The 18477-nt window shown below is 69.5% G+C and carries 15 protein-coding genes; 7 read left to right on the top strand and 8 right to left on the bottom strand.

What is annotated here, in order from left to right:
* The first annotated feature begins 122 nt into the window (after nucleotides 1-122).
* The 7 genes from SH922_RS34120 to SH922_RS34090 all read left to right on the top strand — a co-directional run bounded on the left by SH922_RS34120 (nucleotide 123) and on the right by SH922_RS34090 (nucleotide 7036).
* Nucleotides 123-878: a CoA transferase subunit A gene (locus SH922_RS34120; RefSeq protein WP_393062418.1), complete on the top strand. Its 756-nt coding sequence runs from the start codon at nucleotides 123-125 to the stop codon at nucleotides 876-878.
* The gene (locus SH922_RS34115) at nucleotides 878-1528 is read left to right on the top strand and encodes a CoA transferase subunit B (protein WP_393062417.1); all 651 of its coding nucleotides are present in this window, start codon (nucleotides 878-880) and stop codon (nucleotides 1526-1528) included. Before SH922_RS34120 ends, SH922_RS34115 begins: the two co-directional genes overlap by 1 nt.
* A gap of 178 nt (nucleotides 1529-1706) precedes the next feature.
* Nucleotides 1707-2915 (top strand): FAD-dependent monooxygenase, encoded by a 1209-nt coding sequence (locus tag SH922_RS34110; RefSeq protein WP_393062416.1) that lies wholly within the window; start codon nucleotides 1707-1709, stop codon nucleotides 2913-2915.
* Between the two features lie 23 nt (nucleotides 2916-2938).
* Entirely contained in the window at nucleotides 2939-3979 is a 1041-nt protein-coding gene (locus tag SH922_RS34105; RefSeq protein WP_393062415.1) for a cupin domain-containing protein, read from the top strand.
* A gap of 39 nt (nucleotides 3980-4018) precedes the next feature.
* Nucleotides 4019-4885 carry a fumarylacetoacetate hydrolase family protein gene (locus SH922_RS34100; RefSeq protein WP_393062414.1) on the top strand — a complete coding sequence of 289 codons (867 nt, stop codon included), beginning with the start codon at nucleotides 4019-4021 and terminating at the stop codon, nucleotides 4883-4885.
* Between the two features lie 97 nt (nucleotides 4886-4982).
* Nucleotides 4983-5432 (top strand): MarR family winged helix-turn-helix transcriptional regulator, encoded by a 450-nt coding sequence (locus SH922_RS34095; protein ID WP_393062413.1) that lies wholly within the window; start codon nucleotides 4983-4985, stop codon nucleotides 5430-5432.
* Nucleotides 5429-7036, top strand: coding sequence for an MFS transporter (locus tag SH922_RS34090; protein WP_393062412.1), 1608 nt, complete (start codon nucleotides 5429-5431; stop codon nucleotides 7034-7036). The genes SH922_RS34095 and SH922_RS34090 overlap by 4 nt, the downstream gene beginning before the upstream one ends.
* A gap of 100 nt (nucleotides 7037-7136) precedes the next feature.
* On the opposite strand, the gene SH922_RS34085 is transcribed toward SH922_RS34090, so the two are convergent.
* From SH922_RS34085 to SH922_RS34050, 8 genes are all read right to left on the bottom strand, one after another.
* Nucleotides 7137-8558 (bottom strand): cation:proton antiporter, encoded by a 1422-nt coding sequence (locus SH922_RS34085; protein ID WP_393062411.1) that lies wholly within the window; start codon nucleotides 8556-8558, stop codon nucleotides 7137-7139.
* 161 nt (nucleotides 8559-8719) lie between these two features.
* Nucleotides 8720-9727, bottom strand: coding sequence for an aKG-HExxH-type peptide beta-hydroxylase (locus SH922_RS34080; protein ID WP_393062410.1), 1008 nt, complete (start codon nucleotides 9725-9727; stop codon nucleotides 8720-8722).
* 106 nt (nucleotides 9728-9833) lie between these two features.
* Nucleotides 9834-12392 carry an insulinase family protein gene (locus SH922_RS34075; RefSeq protein ID WP_393062409.1) on the bottom strand — a complete coding sequence of 853 codons (2559 nt, stop codon included), beginning with the start codon at nucleotides 12390-12392 and terminating at the stop codon, nucleotides 9834-9836.
* A complete protein-coding gene (locus SH922_RS34070; RefSeq protein WP_393062408.1) occupies nucleotides 12389-13471 on the bottom strand; it encodes a HesA/MoeB/ThiF family protein in 1083 nt (360 codons plus the stop codon). The genes SH922_RS34075 and SH922_RS34070 overlap by 4 nt, the downstream gene beginning before the upstream one ends.
* A complete protein-coding gene (locus SH922_RS34065; RefSeq protein ID WP_393062407.1) occupies nucleotides 13468-14703 on the bottom strand; it encodes an aKG-HExxH-type peptide beta-hydroxylase in 1236 nt (411 codons plus the stop codon). Before SH922_RS34065 ends, SH922_RS34070 begins: the two co-directional genes overlap by 4 nt.
* Nucleotides 14703-15944 carry an aKG-HExxH-type peptide beta-hydroxylase gene (locus tag SH922_RS34060; protein WP_393062406.1) on the bottom strand — a complete coding sequence of 414 codons (1242 nt, stop codon included), beginning with the start codon at nucleotides 15942-15944 and terminating at the stop codon, nucleotides 14703-14705. The genes SH922_RS34065 and SH922_RS34060 overlap by 1 nt, the downstream gene beginning before the upstream one ends.
* Nucleotides 15941-17203, bottom strand: coding sequence for a hypothetical protein (locus SH922_RS34055; protein WP_393062405.1), 1263 nt, complete (start codon nucleotides 17201-17203; stop codon nucleotides 15941-15943). The genes SH922_RS34060 and SH922_RS34055 overlap by 4 nt, the downstream gene beginning before the upstream one ends.
* Entirely contained in the window at nucleotides 17185-18477 is a 1293-nt protein-coding gene (locus tag SH922_RS34050; RefSeq protein WP_393062404.1) for a tetratricopeptide repeat protein, read from the bottom strand. Before SH922_RS34050 ends, SH922_RS34055 begins: the two co-directional genes overlap by 19 nt.

Raw genomic sequence — 18477 nt, 5'->3', positions numbered from 1 at the left:
GGCGCGTTCTGCGAGATCGACATCGTCTAGGCCAACGCCGGCGCCGTCCGCGCCGATCTCGTCGTCGACGGCCGCCGGTCCACCGTCCTGCCCGGCGCCATCACAGACAAGGAATCACACACGTGAACAAAGTCAGCGGCAGCGCCGCCGAGGCGGTCACAGACATCCCGTCCGGTGCCTCACTGGCCGTCGGCGGCTTCGGGCTCTCCGGCATTCCCGATGTGCTCATCGACGCCCTGCACAAGCAAGGGGCCGGCGGCCTGAATGTAGTTTCCAATAATTGTGGAGTGGACGGCCGCGGCCTCGGCGTCCTGCTCGCCGCAGGACGCATCTCCCGTGTAACCGGCTCCTACGTGGGCGAGAACCAGGAATTCGCCCGGCAGTACCTCAGCGGAGAGCTGGAGGTGGAGCTGACCCCGCAGGGCACGCTCGCCGAACGCCTGCGGGCCGGTGGCGCCGGGATACCCGCCTTCTATACGCCCGCCGGCGTCGGTACCCAGGTGGCGGAGGGCGGCCTGCCCTGGCGCTACGCACACGACGGCACGGTTGCCGTCGCCTCGCCGCCCAAGGAAACCCGGGACTTCTCCGGGCGCACGTATCTTCTGGAGCACGGTATCGCCACCGACTTCGCCCTCGTCCGAGCATGGCGGGGCGACCGGCACGGCAACCTCGTATTCCGCCGGGCTGCGGCCAACTTCAACCCCCTCGCAGCCATGGCCGGCCGCGTCACCATCGCTGAAGTCGAGGAACTCGTCGAACCCGGCGAGCTGGCCCCCGACGAGGTCCACCTGCCCGGCATCTACGTGCAGAGGGTTGTGGAGCTCACCCCCGAGCAGGCCGCCGACAAGCACATCGAGAAGAGGACGGTGGGCAACTGATGCCCTGGACCCGTGAACAGATGGCCTCCCGCGCAGCCGAGGAACTCGCTGACGGCTCCTACGTCAACCTGGGCATCGGCCTCCCCACCCTCATCCCCGGCTACCTCCCGCCCGGGGTGCACGTCGTGCTCCACTCCGAGAACGGCATCCTCGGCACCGGCCCTTATCCCACCGAGGACCAGGTGGACGCGGACCTCATCAACGCCGGGAAGGAAACCGTCACCGTCCTGCCCGGTGCCTCCTTCTTCGACTCCGCACTCTCCTTCGGCATGATCCGCGGAGGTCACATCGACACCGCCGTTCTCGGCGCCATGCAGGTGTCGGCCCGAGGCGACCTCGCCAACTGGATGATCCCCGGCAAGATGGTCAAGGGTATGGGCGGCGCCATGGACCTCGTCCACGGCGCCCGGCGCGTCATCGTCCTCATGGAGCACACCGCCAAGGACGGCAGCCCCAAAATCGTGGAGGAGTGCACTTTGCCCCTCACCGGTCGGCAGTGTGTGCACCGCATCATCACCGACCTCGGCGTCCTGGACGTCACCGAACGCGGCTTCGCCCTCGTCGAAACAGCCCCGGGCGTAACGTTCGCGGACATCACCACGCGCACCGACGCTCCCGTATTCGCGGACAGTCACACGGCCGCATGCTGATCGCACAGACCTGACGTCCCGTCTTCCCTGCTGGCCTTTCCCCGCTGAACCGTTGACACCGGGGTAACACCCTCGCAATATAGTCCGTACACCAATGATTGATGTACTGATCATTTGCGCGCGTCTCGCGCTTCCCCTCGGTGTCCTCCACTTCCCTGACCAAGGAGGCCATATGTCCGTGACCCCTGTTGCACTCCGCATCGCCGTGGTCGGCGGTGGTATCGGCGGCCTGGCCGCCGCGCTGTCGATCGCACGCGCCGGTCACCACGTGACTCTCCTCGAACGAGCTGCCCGGTTCGGGGAGATCGGAGCCGGCCTGCAGCTCGCCCCGAACGCCTCACAGGCCCTCGAAGAACTGGGGGTCCTCGACGCAGTCCAGCGCACTGCGGTCGCCCCGCCCCGGCTCGTGATGATGGACGCCCTGAGCGGCGAGCAGGTCACCTCTCTCGACCTGCGCAGCGCTGCATACACCGAACGCTTCACACATCCCTACCTCGTCACCCACCGCACGGACCTGCACGCAGCCCTCCTCGCCGCCTGCCAGGCACACCCCGACATCACGCTGCGCACCGGACACACCGTCACGCACGCCGAACAGGATGAATCCGCCGTACACCTCCATTTCGCCGGGACAGCGCCGAGGCTCACAGCCGACGCCGTCGTGGCGGCGGACGGTCTTCACTCGCGGCTGCGTCAGGCCCTGGTCGGCGACGGAGAACCGGTCTGCTCCCGCTACGTAGCCTTCCGCGGGGCCCTTCCCGCCGACAGGATGACCGGTCGGATGTCGCAGCACGCCGCCTCTGATGCGGTCATGGTCTGGGCGGGGCCTCGCATGCACCTGGTGCAGTACCCGGTACGGCGCGGCGAGCTCTACAACCAGGTCGCCGTGTTCGAGAGCGACCACTACACGCCGGACTCGGACGACTGGGGCACTGAGGCCGAGCTCGAAGAACGCTTCGCGGGGACATGCCAGACCGTGCGCGACGCCCTGCCGCTGATAGCACGCGACCGGCGCTGGCCTCTGTACGACCGCCTGCCCATCGACAACTGGGTCCACGGCAGGATCGCCCTGCTCGGTGACGCCGCACACCCGATGCTGCAGTACCTGGCCCAGGGAGCCTGCCAGGCACTGGAAGACGCAGTCGCACTCGGGCAGTCCTTCGGCCGGTTCACAGACCCTGCGGACGCCTTCGCCGCGTACGCCGACCAGCGCCGGGAGCGCGCCGCACGGATCCAGACCAACGCCCGCCGCTTCGGCGAGATCTGCCACCTGGAGGGCATGGGCGCCACCCTGCGCAATCAGCTCTTCGCGTCACGAGCGTCCGACGACTTCAACGACGTCTCCTGGGTGTGGACACCTGCCCCTGCCGCCGTCCCCACCCCGTGATCCCGCACTCGTAGGAGGACACCATGACGACCGATGAACTTGCTTACAAGGCACTGGAGGGACTCGGGGCGGCTCCGCTCTGGCGCTTCTACGGCAATCTGTTCCCCGCAGAGCCGAAGAGCCGCGCCGTGCCCTACCGATGGAGCTGGCAGGATCTGCGGCCTCACCTGCTGCACTTCTCCAGGACCCTGTCCCTGGAGGAGGCCGAACGCCGGGTCCTCATGCTCGTCAACCCCGGCCTGAGCGACCCCCCGGCCACAGTCAACACTCTCTATGCGGGCCTGCAGATCATCCTGCCGGGCGAGACTGCCCAGGCCCACAGGCACACCTCCAACGCCTTCCGCTTCATTCTCGAAGGCAGTGGCGCGTGGACGACGGTCAACGGCGAGCGTGTCTTCATGGCCCCAGGTGACCTGCTGCTCACTCCGGGATGGCACTGGCACGATCACACCCACGAGGGTGACGCGCCGATGATCTGGCTCGACGCTCTCGACTACCCGCTGGTCAACGCTCTGGAGGCCGGCTTCTACGAGAAGTTCCACCAGCGCCTCCAACCGGTCACCCGAGCCGATGACGCCGGCAGCAGGCAGTTCCTCCACGGCCGGCTCAACCCCGTCTGGCTCTCACAGGACGGCCCCAACTCCCCTGTGACCCGCTACACCTGGCAGGAGACCCAGCGGTCACTGGAAGGCATCGCCGACGCGGCCGAAGGAAGCGAAGTCGACGGCATCGTCCTGGAGTACACCAACCCGTGGACGGGCGGCCCGGTCATGCCCACCATCGGCTGCCGCATCCAACGTCTGCGCCCCGGCTTCCAGGGAGCCGGCCGCCGACACACCGCCTCCACCATCTTCAACGTCGTACGCGGCGAGGGCGCCACGATCGTGGACGGCGTGCGTCTGGACTGGTCCGAGCACGACACCTTCGCGGTTCCCGGCTGGGCCTCCTACCGCCACCTGAACGCCTCCACCTCGGACGATGCCGTCCTGTTCTCGTACAGCGACGAGCCCGTCATGCGCTCGCTCGGCCTCTACCGCACCGAGAGCGCCGATCCCGGCGCCTGATCCACCACACCACACCCGATACTTCACAAGGAGGCCACGATGCGCCTGGCCCTGTTCAACAAAGGACGCCTCGGAATCGTCGACGGCGACCACCTCGTCGACGTGACCGAACAACTCGCCCAGGGCAGCACCCCCGGTGCGGCCGGCCCACTGCACCAGCACATCGAAGCCCTCGCCCGCGGCGGCGCGGTGGATGTCGACGTATCCAACTGCGCACGCGTCCCTCTCAGCGATGCGGTCCTGGAATCCCCGCTGCCCCGCCCCGGAAAGGTCGTCGGCGCCCCGGTCAACTACCTCGACCACAAGGCGGAGATGGAGTACACCACGTCGGTCGCCGACCTCGGCGTCTTCCTGAAGGCCAACTCCTCGGTCATCGGGCCGGGCCGGGACATCGTCCTGCCCTACACGGACAAGCGCACCGATCAGGAGGGCGAACTGGGTGTCGTCATCGGGCGCACCGCCACTCACGTCGACGCGGCCGACGCGCTGGACTACGTCTTCGGGTACACCTGCGTACTGGACATCACCGTCCGCTCCGGCGAAGACCGCTCCACACGCAAGTCGTTCGACACGTTCACACCGATCGGACCCTGGATCGTCACCGCCGACGAGATACCCGACCCCGACTCCCTCGATCTACGCTGCGATGTCGGCGGCGCCACCCGGCAGCGCACCAACACAGCCGACCTGATCTTCGGGGTGGCAGACCTGATCGCCTACACCTCGTCCGTGATGACGCTCCACCCCGGCGACATCATCGCGACCGGCACACCGGCAGGCGTGGGACCACTCAGCCACGGGGATCGTGTCGTGCTGGAGATCGAGCAGGTCGGCCGTCTGGAAGTGGGGGTCGACGGCTCACGGGCCACCCCCTACGACCAGCGCCCCGGGCGTCGGCCCCGCTGACGGACAAGTCGCACCCAAGGTGGTGTCGCGCACTCTCTAGACTCCATCAGACCGGCTGCCTCCCTGCCGGCACCACCTCGACGACGGACGGAGCGCCGTGGCACGCGCACTGGAGCTGCCCAACTACATCGGCCATCTGATCCGGCGTGCCGAACAGGTGCACACAGCCCTCTGGGCCCAGCACGTGTCCAGGGAGATCACTTCCCAGAAGTTCGCCATCCTCAACGCCCTCAGCCGGGACCCGGGCATCGACCAGCGGACTCTCGCACACCTCACCTCACTGGACCGTTCTACCGTCAACCATATGATCCGCCGCCTGACCGACCAGCACTACGTGAGCCAGGTGCGCGACGAGGAAGACCTCAGGCGAACCCTGCTGAGCCTCACCGACGAGGGTGCCGAACTGCTCGACTCCCTGATCGCTCCAGCAGAACGGATCAACGAACTGCTCCTCGGATCACTACCCGCGGGTGAACGGGCACTGGCCGTCGACATCCTCAGCAGACTCGCCTCGCTGGACGAGGAGTCACTCCGCGACAGGGCATGAGACCTGGACGAGCGTCCCACAGAAGCCACCACCCGTCCTGTGCCCGGAATTCCCCCTCCCGTTCGCTGAGGAACAGTGCCTGCCGGACTGTCGCACCCCGGTCGAAGAAGGAGTCACACGCCTTGGCTCACGACCGCCCCACGATCACAGCCCCACCGAGTCGGCCGTCCGAGCAGCAGCCCTCACCGCCGACAGGTACGGGCCCCGTCATCGGCCGCGCCCTGCAAATCCTCGGCGCATTCAACGCCGATCATGCGCACCTGTCTCTCAGCGACCTGGCCCGCCGAGCGCGTCTGCCCGTGTCGACCGTTCACCGCATGCTCGGTGAGCTTCTCGCCTGGGGAGCCCTGGAGCGCGACGCGCAGGGACGCTACCGCGTCGGACTACGACTGTGGGAAGTCGGGTCCCTCGCACCCCGCAGCCAAGGGATCCGCGAACTCGCGCTGCCTCACCTGCATGACCTGTCCTCCCTCACTCGTGAAAACGTACAACTCGCGGTCCGCGACGGCTCGGAGGTCGTCTTCGTCGAGCGCATCGGCGCCGACGGCGCCGTGCCCACCCTGACACGGGTGGGTGGACGACTGGCCATCACTGCCACAGGTGCAGGGCTGGTGCTGCTCAGGCAGCTCCTCCTCACCGGCTGGCTGCTCGGATTCCCCGTCCCCTTCATGCTTGCCTGGGCGCCGTCCTGGACCTGGATCATCGCCGCGAACGTCCTGCTCGGCCTCAACCAGGGCCTGGCCTGGTCGATGACCGTCAACATGAAGATCGACCTCGTCGGACCGGCCCGCCGCGGACTGGCAACCGGCCTCAACGAGGCCGCCGGATACACCGCCGTCGGCGCCACCGCACTGCTCACCGGCTACGGCCTGCACCCCGTCCCCGAACTCCTCGGCGTCGTCTTCGTCGCCGCCGGCTTGGCCCTGTCCCTCACCGTCCGGGACACCGCCGCCCATGTGGCCCTCGAACTCGCCCAGCACCCGGAACCCCCGCCCAGCAGTGAGAAGACCGGCCTGGCCGCCACGTTCATCCGCACCTCCTGGCGTGACCGCTCCATGCGCGGCGCCAGCCAGGCCGGACTTGTCAACAACCTCAACGACGGCCTCACCTGGGGCGTCTTCCCCCAGCTGTTCACCGACCACGGCCTCGGCCTTGCCGCCGTCGGCCTCATCAAAGGCATCTACCCCATCCTGTGGGGCATCGGGCAGATCCCCGCCGGCCGCCTCGCCGACCGCATCGGCCGCAAACCTCTCATCGTCACCGGCATGCTCGTCCAAGCGGCAGGTTTCATCCTCGCCCTCGCCCTGCTCAGCGATCCCCTGCTCGCCGGCGTCCTCTCCGCCGTAGTTCTCGGCCTGGGCACTGCCATGGTCTACCCCGCCCTCATCGCCTCCGTCTCCGACCACGCACACCCCGCCTGGCGCGCCAACGCTCTGGGCACCTACCGGTTCTGGCGCGACATCGGCTACGCCGCCGGAGCCCTCCCCGCGGGCATCCTCGCCGACACCCTCGGCCTGCATGCCACCGTCATCGCCGCCGCTACCCTCACCGCCGCCTCCGGACTCCTCGCCGCCCGCTGGATCACCGACCACACCATGCACTGACCCCCGCTCCCCACCACCCTGCTCGGCAGCGTGCTAAGGGCTGTCCCGCTGTTCTGGTTCGACGCCACGGAGCAGGCTGCTAGCCAGCTTTGATGGGCAGTCAGCTCGCGTCGGGAGCCCGTTCCGCGTTCGATCCTCGGTCGTGGATCAGCTCGGCAGCGCCGGGCGCGTCTTCCGTGGACGCCCGGGCCGTGTCCTGTCCCTCCGGGGCGTGCAGACCGTGCTCGCGGAGCCGCTCCTCCGCGCTCTCCTCGATGCGCCGGGCAGCAAGTCGCAGGACGGGCGGCGCCATCAGCGGGGTGATGATCGCGATGAGCACGATGATGCTGTACATCGCGGTGTTCAGGAGACCGACCCGCAGTCCGATCACCGCGATGACCACCTGAATGACGCCCCGGGCGTTGATTCCCGCGGCAAGTGCCAGCGCCTCCCAGCGGGTGAGCCCACCGGCGAACAGCCCTGTGGCCGCCCCGAGATATTTGCCGGTCACCGCGAGAGCCAGTGCGATCAGGCCCCACAGGGCAGTCGTGGGATCGGCGAGTGCGGTGAGGTCGATACGTAGACCTGCTCCGGCGAAGAACAAGGGTGACAGGAAATGCAGCACCGTCGTCCGAAGCGGCTCCAGCCGCTGGGTCAGCTCCTTCGGACCGTGCGTACCTATCAGGATGCCGCAGAGGAAGGCGCCGAGAACGGCCTCGAATCCCAGGGCCTGTGCTCCTGCCGCGGCCAGGACGAGCAGGACGACAGTGACGGCGGTGCTCGCCCCTGGGGAGTCGGAGGAGCCCACCGCGGACAGGACGCGGCGGACCAGCTGACGTCCGAGCGTGAGAAAGGCGAGGATGACGAGGGCCATGTGGATCAGGGGCGTCGCGATTTCGCCCGCTCCCACGCCAGTGGTGGCGAGCGCGGTGACCACGGACAGCAGCAACCAGCCCGCGATGTCGTCGATCGCTGCCACCACCATGATCATCTGGCCGACGTTGCGGTGGAGGAGCCGCATGTCGACAAGCGTCCGGGCGATGACCGGGATGGAACTGACACACATGGCGACGCCGATGAAGAGGGCGAAGACGGCCGGGTCCGCGTCCGCCGGTCTCAACTGCGCCGGGAGAGCGTGCCCGAGCCATAGCCCCATGCCCAGCGGCAGCAGGAGACCGGCCGCGCTGATGCCGGCAGCGGCGCGGCCACGCCTGCGGGCCAGCGCCATGTCCAGATGCATTCCCGTGAAGCCGACGAGCAGCAGGACTCCGAGCTGTCCGACGGCATCCAGCAGGTGCATCTGCGCGGTGTCACGGGGGAAGAGCCATGCGGAGAGAGCGGGAAGCGCCGGTGCCAGCACGGACGGACCCAGCAGAACTCCTGCCGCAAGCTCACCCGCGACGGCGGGCAGGCCGAGCTTGCGGGCGAGTCGGCTGAGGACGAGGGCGAGCCCCAGCAGCACACCGATCTGAAGGAGGAACACCAGCAGGGTGTGCGGAGCCGGCGGAGCGACGGTGTCGGCCGCGAGTCGTGCAGGAGACATGGCAGGGTCCGTCCGGGCCGAGTGGTTCTGACTGGGTGTGAAGCACGCACGAGGAAAGGGGAGTTCGCAAGGTGCCGGCGGCGGTGCTCCGGCCTCTGGGTGCGGCGCACCGGGTGGTGGTGGCAACCGGAGTGGCCGTCGCACCGCCCCATGCGCAGGAGTCAGGCCGAAGGAGGCACGGAACCGACGCCCGCTGTCGCCTCCTGGCGGCGGCGCTCGGCCTCGTCAACCAGTCGGACGCCTGCCTCGGTGAGATGTTTCTCGAACTTCCGCAGCGTCGTGCCGGCCGTGGCCGCCTGTCCGGCCAGGAGCTGGGCGCGTCGGGCCAGTCCCGCGCCGTCAGGCCCCTCGACGCCTGCTCGTGCGTACAGCTCCGCGCAGCGCGTCAGGACGACGAGTTGCTGTGTCAAGCCGGCGAGGGGACGCGGGTCCGAACGCAGGGGTGTGCTGACCCGCGGAGCCTCTCCGCCCCGGGGGCTGCGGATCAGCGGCTCAGCCGTCGCGGAGGCATTGCAGACCGTGTGCGTGGCCTCGTGCAGGAGTGACTCGGCGAGCAGGTGCTCCGCGCTCACTCCGTCACGCGGTGTCAGCTGGAAATCGCTGATGAAGACGGCACCGTGGGCGACGAAGTCGGTGAATCCGATCAGCCCGTGGCCACCGAGCAGGGAGACCTCGGCCACTGCGGTGACTACCTCCGTGTACGCCTGCGGCCAGGCCGCGTCGAGCAGGGCGAGCGCACGGTCGAGCAGTGCGCGCTGCGGCGGGCTCCAGTCGGTCAGATGACTGGTGACCGTGGACCGGTCCATCTCGGGCGGGGCCTGGGAGAGCGCACGTCGCACGCAGCCTGCGGCGTAGTCCGACTCACCCGTGCGGGCGAGCCCGTCGCGCCTGCGGGTGCGGTAGGCGGCTGCCTGCCGGAACGTGGCGAACCAGAGCGCGCCGGCTTCCTTTCCGTCCTGCTTCCGCAGCGAGTGGTAAGCGGAGTAGAGGCCGGGATAGAGGGGCCCTTCGTCGGCGGAAGGGCAGGAGGAGGCGACGGGATCGTGCGGCGCAGTGTCCCCCGGAAGGGAGGTGAGGAGCTCGTTCAGCTCGCCGGTCAGGGACAGCTCCAGCCGCTGCCGGTGGCCGGCGGCTGCGTGCGCGTCGGGGTCGAGGAGCGTGCCGGGCATGCGGCTTCCGCCTTTCCGTTCATGATCTGCTGCTTTCGGTTCCCACCGGTGGGTGCCGCTCGTGGGCTCGGCGTGGTGGCTACTGCGGCTGTCCGGAAGCAACCGCTCATCCCAGCGTTGCCGCGGCTGGTCGTACCGGACCGAGCCAGGTGCTGACAGCCTGCTCGAGATCGTCGGCTGTGACGGAGAGCAGTCCGCCACCGCCGCGAGAGGCCGGACCCCATCGCCGGACCACCTCGCGTGGGCCGGTGACCGGCCGCGGTGTGAAGGTGCGGGATGCCATCAGCCGCGCCGTTTCGAGGCCGTCGTGGTCCGGTGGACGGTAGCGCTCGCAGATCCTCTCCCGGAGACGGGCGAGCCGCTCCTCTCCCGCCGGGTCTGCGTGGATCCAGATGCCGAGGCCACCACGGCCGGGATCGTAGAAGGCATGCGTCGCATAGGCGCCGCCCTCCTCCCGTACCCACGGATGGAGAATGCGACGCTGCACGTCGCGGGCCAGAACCTCCGCCACCGCGGGCGCCGCCGCCGGCGGCAGTGGCCATACGAGCGCGTGGGCGTAGCCCTCACCGCGGGCCGGCACGCGGATGCGGTCCCGCGCCTGGGCCGTGTCCCAGTGGGTGGCGTCGTCCGTGGCAGGGGGCGGCAGCATCGCGGCCAGGTCCTTGGCCACCACGAGAGCCGCGGAGCCGAAGGCCAGCAGCCGGACCGGGGCACGTTCCGCCCGGTCCAGGAGCCGACGCAGTCCCGCGACCACGGCCTCGCTGTCCGTCATCCCTTTCCACGCGACCATGGCGGGCAGCCCGGCCATGGCGTCATGGGCGGCTCCGGTGGCCGACACCTCGGCGAACGCGGCGCTCTCCGACAGTTCCTGAGGGGAGAGCAGCAGCCTCCCGGAGCCGGCGCGCAGCAGGCCCGATACGACTGCCGAGGCGCGTACGGCGCCCTGCTGCCCGTCCAGAAGGTCCCGAAGCCGGGACGTGCTGCGCTGCCAGCCGGCCGGCGTCCAGCCCGCGACGAAGAGGTCGGCCACGACCCCGCGCCCTTCCTCGCGAACCTGTGGAATCCCCGGAAGGAGCCGCGTCTCGCCGGCGCCCAGGGACAGAAGTTTCACGAGTGGCTGGAGCAGTGGCGCGTCAGAACGGTCCACCGGCAAGGACACGCGGGCGACCACCGAGCCGTCAGCATCGGGGGGATCGAGGAGGTCCAGGCCCGGTCCTTGCGCGTGGGCGGGGGCGAGCGGCTGCCACGGCCGGTCGCCGAGCGGTCTGAGGGGAAGACAGCGGGCGTCCTGCGAAGGGGGTTGCAGGCGCCACAGGGCCTGGTCCGACTCGACGCGCTCCGTGGTCGGAGGTCCACCAGGCTCGGCGATGAGACCGGCCGGGTCGAGGAACGCCGCTGCCGGCCGGGGCGGGACGCTCGCGACCTCGACGCTGCCGGGTACCAGCAGGGCGAAGGGGGCCAGGCCCGCTGATCTCGCGGCGGAGACCGCGAGCCCCCAGCGGATGCCGTCGGGAAGTCCGCCGTAGGGTTCCGCGAAGTGTTCGAGGAGGGTGGGAGGGCGCGGCCCCTCCGGGGACGCACCGTCGGTGGTCTTACTGATCTCACGAAGGAGACTCTGCCCTGCCTCCTCGCGCGCCTGGGCGTCGAGGCCGTCACCGGGCGTTGCCACGAGCAGCACCACGTCGTCCCCGACGGCAGACGGGGGACAGATCAGCCGGTCGTTCCCCCGTCGACCCCATGCCTGGATCAGCACCGCGTGTGCGTGCAGGGCGCCCGCCCACGACGCGGTCTCGCGACCCGGCCAGGAAAGCGTGGCAGTGACCCAGCTTCGCCGTGCCAGGGCTGCGGGCGGATGCAGCGCCGTGACGCTCCTGGAAGGCTCGGCCGGGAGCGTCCGGCCAGCGGGCGCGTCCGCTGTCACGCGTGCCAGCGCGGTCAGGGCATCGACGAGCCCTGGTCCCGTCCCGAACGAGAAGGAGGCACCGGGCCGGTAGTGGGCGCGGTGGAACGCGCGCGTGTCGGCGGCGGTCAGCTCGGGCAGGGCGGACGGCACGCCCTCGTGCCGGAATCCGTGGTGGCTTCCGGGTGCGTGGCGGGCCGCGAACAGCCGGGACAGCCACTGAGTGGGCCGTTCGGGCTTCAGCCGCATCTCGTTGTGCACGACGCCTGTCCACGCGTGTGCCCGCGCCGCATCCTCCGCGGACGGCAGGGCCCTGCACGCCTCACGGGCAAAGGTACGGTCGGTGAGCAGCGGGTGGTAGACCGCGTCCAGCAGGACATCCAGCTGTCCGCGGTGATCCTCGGCGTCCGTAGCCGAGAAGGTGTACGACGTCCGGCCCGTTTCGGTGAAGCCGTTGAGGAACGCGGAGCCGCAGCGCTGGGAGGCGGTCAGCAGAGCACTGCTCATCGGATAGGCGGCGGAGCCGGCGCCGACCCAGTGCTCCAGGACGTGCGCCGCTCCCCGGTCGTCGGTGGCGGGCGTCTCGATGACGACGCCGAAGGTGTGTTCCCGCTCCTCGCAGCGCTCGTGGTGCAGGTGCTTCGCGCCACTGGGGTGTTCCCAGAGACTGATCGCCCCGCTCTCGTCCCGGTGGTGCCGGCAGAGTTTCCAGCCGGCTGTCGAGGCAGCGGTCCGGAGCCCGGGAGGGGTCTGCAGCCCGGTCACGCGGGCCTCACGAACTGGCTGGGCAGCGGCAGGGGTACTTGCGTGTCCGAACAGACCGCGCAGTCAGGATCGTTCGGGACTTCACGCAGCACGGAGGTGAGGTCGCCGCCCATCTCCCATACCCGGTCTGCCGTCAGAGGAGTGATGCCGAGCAGGTGACGCAGGGCGTCCATGGCGATCATGCCCCCTGTCATCGATCCGAGCGGGCTGAGCGCACCGGAGTCACCTCGCGGCAGCAGCTGTTGGCGCCGCAGCATCTCCCCGCGCTCGGGGCGCTCCCTGAGCAGTCCGCTCCAGTCGCACATCGAACAGGCATCGCCCTGTCGGCGGTGGAAGGGGCCGACGCGGGACCCGCTGGCTTGGAGGAAGGGGACGCCGGCGCGGTGGGAGGCAAGAGCGACCCACTCCTTGATCAGCCACGGCGGCTGATCGGCCACGCCGAGCACCAAGTCGGCGTCAGCGAGTATCGGTGCGAGGTCTCCGGCTGAACCGATCATCATGTGGTGGCCGTTGAACGTCGTACGAGGGCTGAAGCGAAGGGCGGAGTCCCGGGCGGCGTCCACCTTGGGCCGCCCCACGTCCCCTTCGGTGAACAGGATGCTGCGGTTCAGGTTGGACAGTTCCACGGTGTCCCCGTCGACTACGGACAACCGGCCGACGCCGCAGCACAGCAGGTTGTACACCGTCCAGCTGGCGAGGCCCCCCAGTCCGACGACAACGCAGTGTGAGGCCCGCAGTCGGGCGAGCATTTCGTACCGGTCGTCCCCCCTCAGTTCAAGCTCGGAAAGGAAGTTGAGGAGCCGGTCGAAACGTCCGAGATCGGGATCGTCGGACGGCGGGCGCACCTCTTCGAGAAGGCCCGCCTCGTGGAGTTCCCTCATCCAGGGACGGGCGTGGACGTCTTCTGTAGTCAGCCCGGCACGCAGTGCGTGCAGATGGCGCATCTCCTCCTCGCCGAACGGCGTCACGCGCCTGGCCCGGGGGCCCAGACGCAACAAAAGGCTGTCGCCGGCCCAGACCGCTTGCACACGGCCGCGGAGTCTGAGCAGGGGTGCTGGGGTGGTGGACGTGCCCGTCATGCGTGTTCGACCTCGGCCCACATGTCGGACCACAGCCGTTGACCGGCCGCGGTGAAATTCAGTGAGGTATCGCTCTCCACCTCGAGGAGGGCTTTGTGGAGCAGACCCACCGACTCGGCGTGGCGTGCTCCGTGTTCGGTGTTTCGGCCCGCCTTGATGGCGTGCCGGTGGAACGCGGCGATCCTGGCGAACGCGAACACCGTCTGCAGCATGGCGGAGAGCGGCCGGGGGTCCTTGCGCACCGGTGAGGCGAATGCGGTGTCGATGGCGCCCGTCACGAGCGGATCGAGTTCCTCGATGAGGGTGAGCCGCAGGTGTGCGGCTTCGTGGAGCAGGTGCTCGGCGGTGTACACGGTGGACGAGAAAGGGTGTTTGGCCTCGGAGAGGAACACGGCCCGCATGAGGCAGGCTTCGGCGAAGCTCGAGTGGAAGGCGCTGCTGTAGGGGACGAAGAGCCTGACGTACGAGTCGAGTTCCGGCATCAGACCGGGCCAGACGGTCTTGATGAGGCCGTAGGCGGCGTCGATGTCGGTGAGCTGCGCCGCATCGGCGTCCAGCGGCTGCAGATCGGGGGCCGGGTACCCCTCCATCGGAGGCTTGCTGTTCATGGAGGCGAGGTGGCGGCGGATCCACGGGTCGGCCGCGGAGACCTCGATCCTGGAGTCCGTGATGACATGGTGGCGGACCCGCCGCACGCAACCGAGTACATCGGCACCCTCACCCATGAGGTACTCCTCCGGAAGCCGCAGGATCCCGTCCCGGCAGCTGCCGTCCCCGTCGGGGCCCGCGCTGACGGCATCGACGGGCTCCGTCGTCGTGAAGTGGGCCGCCAGGCCAGGGAGATGGATCTCGTTCGCGGGGGCCGGCAGCCGCAGCAGGGTGCGGCTGCCGGAGTTCCTGCGCAGGTGGGGCACCAGGAGGAAACGCCCGAGGTCGCGTGACCACGCGGCGACGAAGGCACGGTCGCCGCGGACGCACGCGTCCAGCAGCTGGAGCCAGTAGTAGGTGAAGAACGGGCTTCCGACGACATCGTCCGCGGCCTCGTCGTCCAGGGAGTTGAACCGGTCGCGCCATTCCCCGAGTTCGCGCTCCGTCCCGGGCCCCGCGAGGGCCGCGAGGCGTCGGGTGACCGGTGTCACGGACGCCCGCAGACGCGAGGCGTAGTGGCCGGCGGCCTCGTCGGCCCCCGTGACCACTGCCAGGTGCCCTCCCGTATCCACGCTCGGTGTCATCACATTTCTCCCAGCAGGTAGTCGGAGTCGTCGGCAGGCTCCACGTGACCGCAGTGCGACACGACGGACAGCCGGGCGCGGTCGATGTCGTTCATGAAGTCCAGGCCCTCATCGGTGAGGCGGACAGCCACACGCACCGTCCTGAGCGCGATGTCGACCTTCTCCACCAGCGCCTTTGCCTGGCGGGCGCCGCGTTCGGCGTCACCCGTGCCTTCACTGATGCGCAGCAGCGCTTCGGCAGCGCGGGTGAAGACGAACGCGCCGTGGAGGAGGCCGGCTACCGGTCGGGGGCCGTTACGGAACGGGCTGTCGACCCGCTCGTCCCAGCTGTGGGTGTGCAGGTCGGTGACGGCCATGACCGCGTTCAGACGCAGATGGGATGATTCGTGCACCAACCGCTCGGCCAGGAAGAGCGGGTCCGTGAAGTCGTCGCGCAGGAAGACGGCTCCCTGCCAGGCGGTGTTGGAGAACGCCGCAGTCTGCAGGCTGTGGATCGGGACGACCAGCGACACGTTGGCCGTGATCTCGTCGTGCATGGACGGCCACGCCGCGCGGAGCCTGTCGCACACATCCTCGAACCGGTGGGTCAGTGCGTGGCCGGCGGTCACCGGCCGGACGTGCTCGGTGGAGAAGCTCTTCGGGTCCGCGGCAAGTTCGGCGAGCATCGGGGGCAGACGTTCGTCGTCGCCGTCGAGCACGGGCCGTTCCGACGCGTGCGGGGAAAGGGTGCCGCTCGTTCCGGACTCACTGAACCAGTGCAGTTCGCCGTCGGCTGCGCCCCGGAAGTGGACAGTGCCTGCGACCGCGGGGGTGTGGTCTCGCAGCCGAGGGCCCCCGACGCCCAGGGACAACCCGCCGCCCTGGCCCGCCTGCAGTTGTACCGGCCCCGGGAGCAGCCCGGCAGCGGGCAGGAGCAGGCTGCTGGTGAGCCGGTCCGTCGCCGTGCGCGCGGTCACCGGGTCCGAGGCCCGTAGCGCGGTCACGAGCCGGGTGAAGGAGGCGTGGAAATAGGGGTCCCGCGCCAAGGTGGCCCGTGCTGAGGCCGGTAGCTCCGGCAGACGTTCGAGCAGGGGTACGAGCGTTGCCGCGTTCTCGGGACGGACCTTGGCGACGAGGCCGGAGATCCTGGCCAGCTGCCGCAGGCGCAGCGTGAGGATCTTCTCCAGCACCTCCCGGTGTGCCTCGGCATCGGGCGCGAAGCACATGGGCCGTGTGCGGCCGGGTGCGTGGGTGGCTGTCATCGTTCCCCCTTTCCGAGACCTTCGAGAAGTGACTGCAGACGCTCTCCGGCCCAGGGGCGCAGTCCTCTCAGTGACGTGCCGGGCAGCAGATCCTGGAGCAGGACGAGCGGTGTGACCGCCCAGGGGTCGTACTGCACGGCCTGGGCGAGTGACGCGACCGCGTGCTCCGTGTCGTCGAGGGCGACCGAGCAGCGTGCCGCCTGGGTGAGGGCATAGGCGGTGTAGGGCGCTCCGATCACAGCGGCGTCCTGGTAGCACCTGCGGGCGTCCTCCGGCAGCCCCCTGTGGTGCAGGTGGTCCCCGAGGCGCAGGTGGGTCTTGGCGTCCAGAGGGTCATGGACGACGAGTTCTCGGTAGTACCGCTCGGCGGTCTCCTGGTCGCCCGCTGCGGCTGCGGCGCGCCCGCGGGTCTCCAGCAGCGGGTGCATGTTCTCGTGGGCGAGCAGGCCGTCCTGGCAGGAGGGGTCCGCGAGCGCCCGGCGTCCGAGCTCCTCTGCCCGGTCGAGCATCCGGCGCACTTCTTGGTGGTCGCCATCGAAGAAGGGCAGGAAACTGACTCCACGCCAGTAGACGCTCATCTGGATCGGGTCCGCCTGGTCGGGCTCCTGCCCGGCGACGAGGTCGTCGGCCAACGTGCACCATGACCGCAGTCGCACGGGGGAGCGGTCCGACTTGGCGTGATGGACGATGAGGTTGACTGCCGCGTTCAGCCGCAAAGCGGAGGGGAGTTGCGAGAGTGCGATCTGTTCCGTCACGTCACTTGCCCGTGCGCGGGTCCGGTCCGTGGGGCCCGAGGACTTGAGCGCGGCGTTGCATCGGAAGTGGGCGAGCCGTGCGGTGACCGTGGATGCCGTGACCTCGAGGTCGTCGGGCACGAGCCGCAGCACCAGGTCCCAGAAGCCGAGCTTGGTGAGCACCGCGACGAGTTCCGCCTGTGCCTCCTGGGTGAGGGCGGGCCAGTCGTCGAGGCCGTCACAGAGCTTGTGCCAGGCCGGTTTCCGGTCGGCATGCGCGACCTCGCGCGGGTCGTGAAGGGCGATGTCGCCGTCCTCCAGACGCAGGAACCACCGGAGCCGGCTGAGGGTGTTGATCTGGTAGAACGGCACGGGTTCCCCGGCCAGCAGACAGCGCCCCATCGCGGCGACCGACCGGGCGTGGATCGGACCCTCCTGGGACGTCAGATCACGGTAGGCCCGGAGAAGGCCTTGCCCCGAGGAAGCCGTCCCCTCCTGCGGTGCTCTCAGGAAAGCGGTACGCACTGCGCCTCCTCGTTGCTCCGGTCCTCACGGAGGGACATAGCGGTCCGGCCCGCCCAGTCGGCGAGCCGGTCGTCACCCCTGGCGCGCGATACGCGCTCCTGCAGAAGCAAGGGGGTCACCGAACGAGGGTCGCCGCGATACGCGCACATGAGGGCGTAGACCGCGTCCTCGTCGCCGCTGAGCTGCGCCGCCTTGCTCCACGCCAGCGCTCGGAACGGGGCGCCGAGGGGAACGGCGGCCAGGTAGGCGTCGCGGGCGAGCGCAGGTTCTCCGCGCCGCCGGTGCACGTCTCCCAGCTGGATGTGGACCTTGCCGTCCGACCAGTCCCGGTCCCGCAGTTCCCTGCTGAAAGCGAGCGCCCGGTCCAGATCTCCCAGAGCGGTCGCGACTTTCGTCCTCGTCTCCAGCAGAGGGTGGAAGTTCTGGGCCCGGACCCAGCGTTCCTGCGGCGTCCCTTCGGGCAGCCGGCGTGCATGCGCCTCTGCCCTGTCGAGCTGGGCATCGGTCTCCCGGAGGTCCCCGTGAAGGAACGGTGCGAAGCTGACAGCCCGCCAGTAGGTACTCAGATGCAGGAGGTCCCGCCAGTCCTTGTCGGGATCGAGCACTTCGGCGTGGCGGGCCGCCTCGCGGCAGTACCCGGTGACCCGGTCGACATCCTTGAGCCGGCTTTGCGAGTGAAGGACGACCAGGGTGGTGGCTGCCCCCAGCCGGGTGGCGGGCGGCAGGTCGCCGCAGCTCATGACCCGCTCCAGCGCCTCGACGCTCGAAGCGAGCAGCGAGCCGGTGCGGTCGACGACCGAACGGGCATGGGTCAGGCCGACGGCGAGCTGGAGGGCGTGAGGGTCGTCCGGATGGTCGGGAAGCGGCCAGCTCGCGAGGTAGCGGTAGAGCCCGAGCGAGGCGAGCAAGGAGGCCAGGCCTCCGCGGTGGACGGGGTCCGTGCCCTCGGCTTCCTCGCACCAGTCAACGAGTTCCCGCCACCGTGCGGTGCGCAGGTGCTCGGGCAACGCGGAGGGGGTGTCACACGCGTACTCGCGCAGGGAGCCGGACTCGGTGATCCGTTCGCGGAGGGACGGCCCGGGCCGGCTCTGGATCGGCAGCCGTTCCTCCGGCGTCGCCCGCATGTTCATGTAGGCGAGCTCTGTGCTCAGCGCGCTGTGGGGGGTGGCGTCGTCCGCGTCGCTGAGGTCCAGCATGGGGCGCCAGAGATGGAATTCCGGGGGCCTGGTGTTCTTCACGGGCACGTCGAACGGCAGACGCAGGAACGGTTCCAC

The sequence above is a fragment of the Streptomyces sp. LN549 genome (assembly GCF_043203805.1).
GTDB lineage: Bacteria > Actinomycetota > Actinomycetes > Streptomycetales > Streptomycetaceae > Streptomyces.
Note: the sequence above shows the minus strand (reverse complement) of the source record. Positions and strands in the feature narration are given on the sequence as shown.

Coding starts and splice junctions, on each gene's coding strand:
- SH922_RS34090 (WP_393062412.1), top strand. CDS start 5,429: ATGAGACCTGGACGAGCGTCCCACAGAAGCCACCACCCGTCCTGTGCC.
- SH922_RS34100 (WP_393062414.1), top strand. CDS start 4,019: ATGCGCCTGGCCCTGTTCAACAAAGGACGCCTCGGAATCGTCGACGGC.
- SH922_RS34105 (WP_393062415.1), top strand. CDS start 2,939: ATGACGACCGATGAACTTGCTTACAAGGCACTGGAGGGACTCGGGGCG.
- SH922_RS34060 (WP_393062406.1), bottom strand. CDS start 15,944: ATGACAGCCACCCACGCACCCGGCCGCACACGGCCCATGTGCTTCGCG.
- SH922_RS34115 (WP_393062417.1), top strand. CDS start 878: ATGCCCTGGACCCGTGAACAGATGGCCTCCCGCGCAGCCGAGGAACTC.
- SH922_RS34070 (WP_393062408.1), bottom strand. CDS start 13,471: ATGACGGGCACGTCCACCACCCCAGCACCCCTGCTCAGACTCCGCGGC.
- SH922_RS34085 (WP_393062411.1), bottom strand. CDS start 8,558: ATGTCTCCTGCACGACTCGCGGCCGACACCGTCGCTCCGCCGGCTCCG.
- SH922_RS34065 (WP_393062407.1), bottom strand. CDS start 14,703: ATGACACCGAGCGTGGATACGGGAGGGCACCTGGCAGTGGTCACGGGG.
- SH922_RS34080 (WP_393062410.1), bottom strand. CDS start 9,727: ATGCCCGGCACGCTCCTCGACCCCGACGCGCACGCAGCCGCCGGCCAC.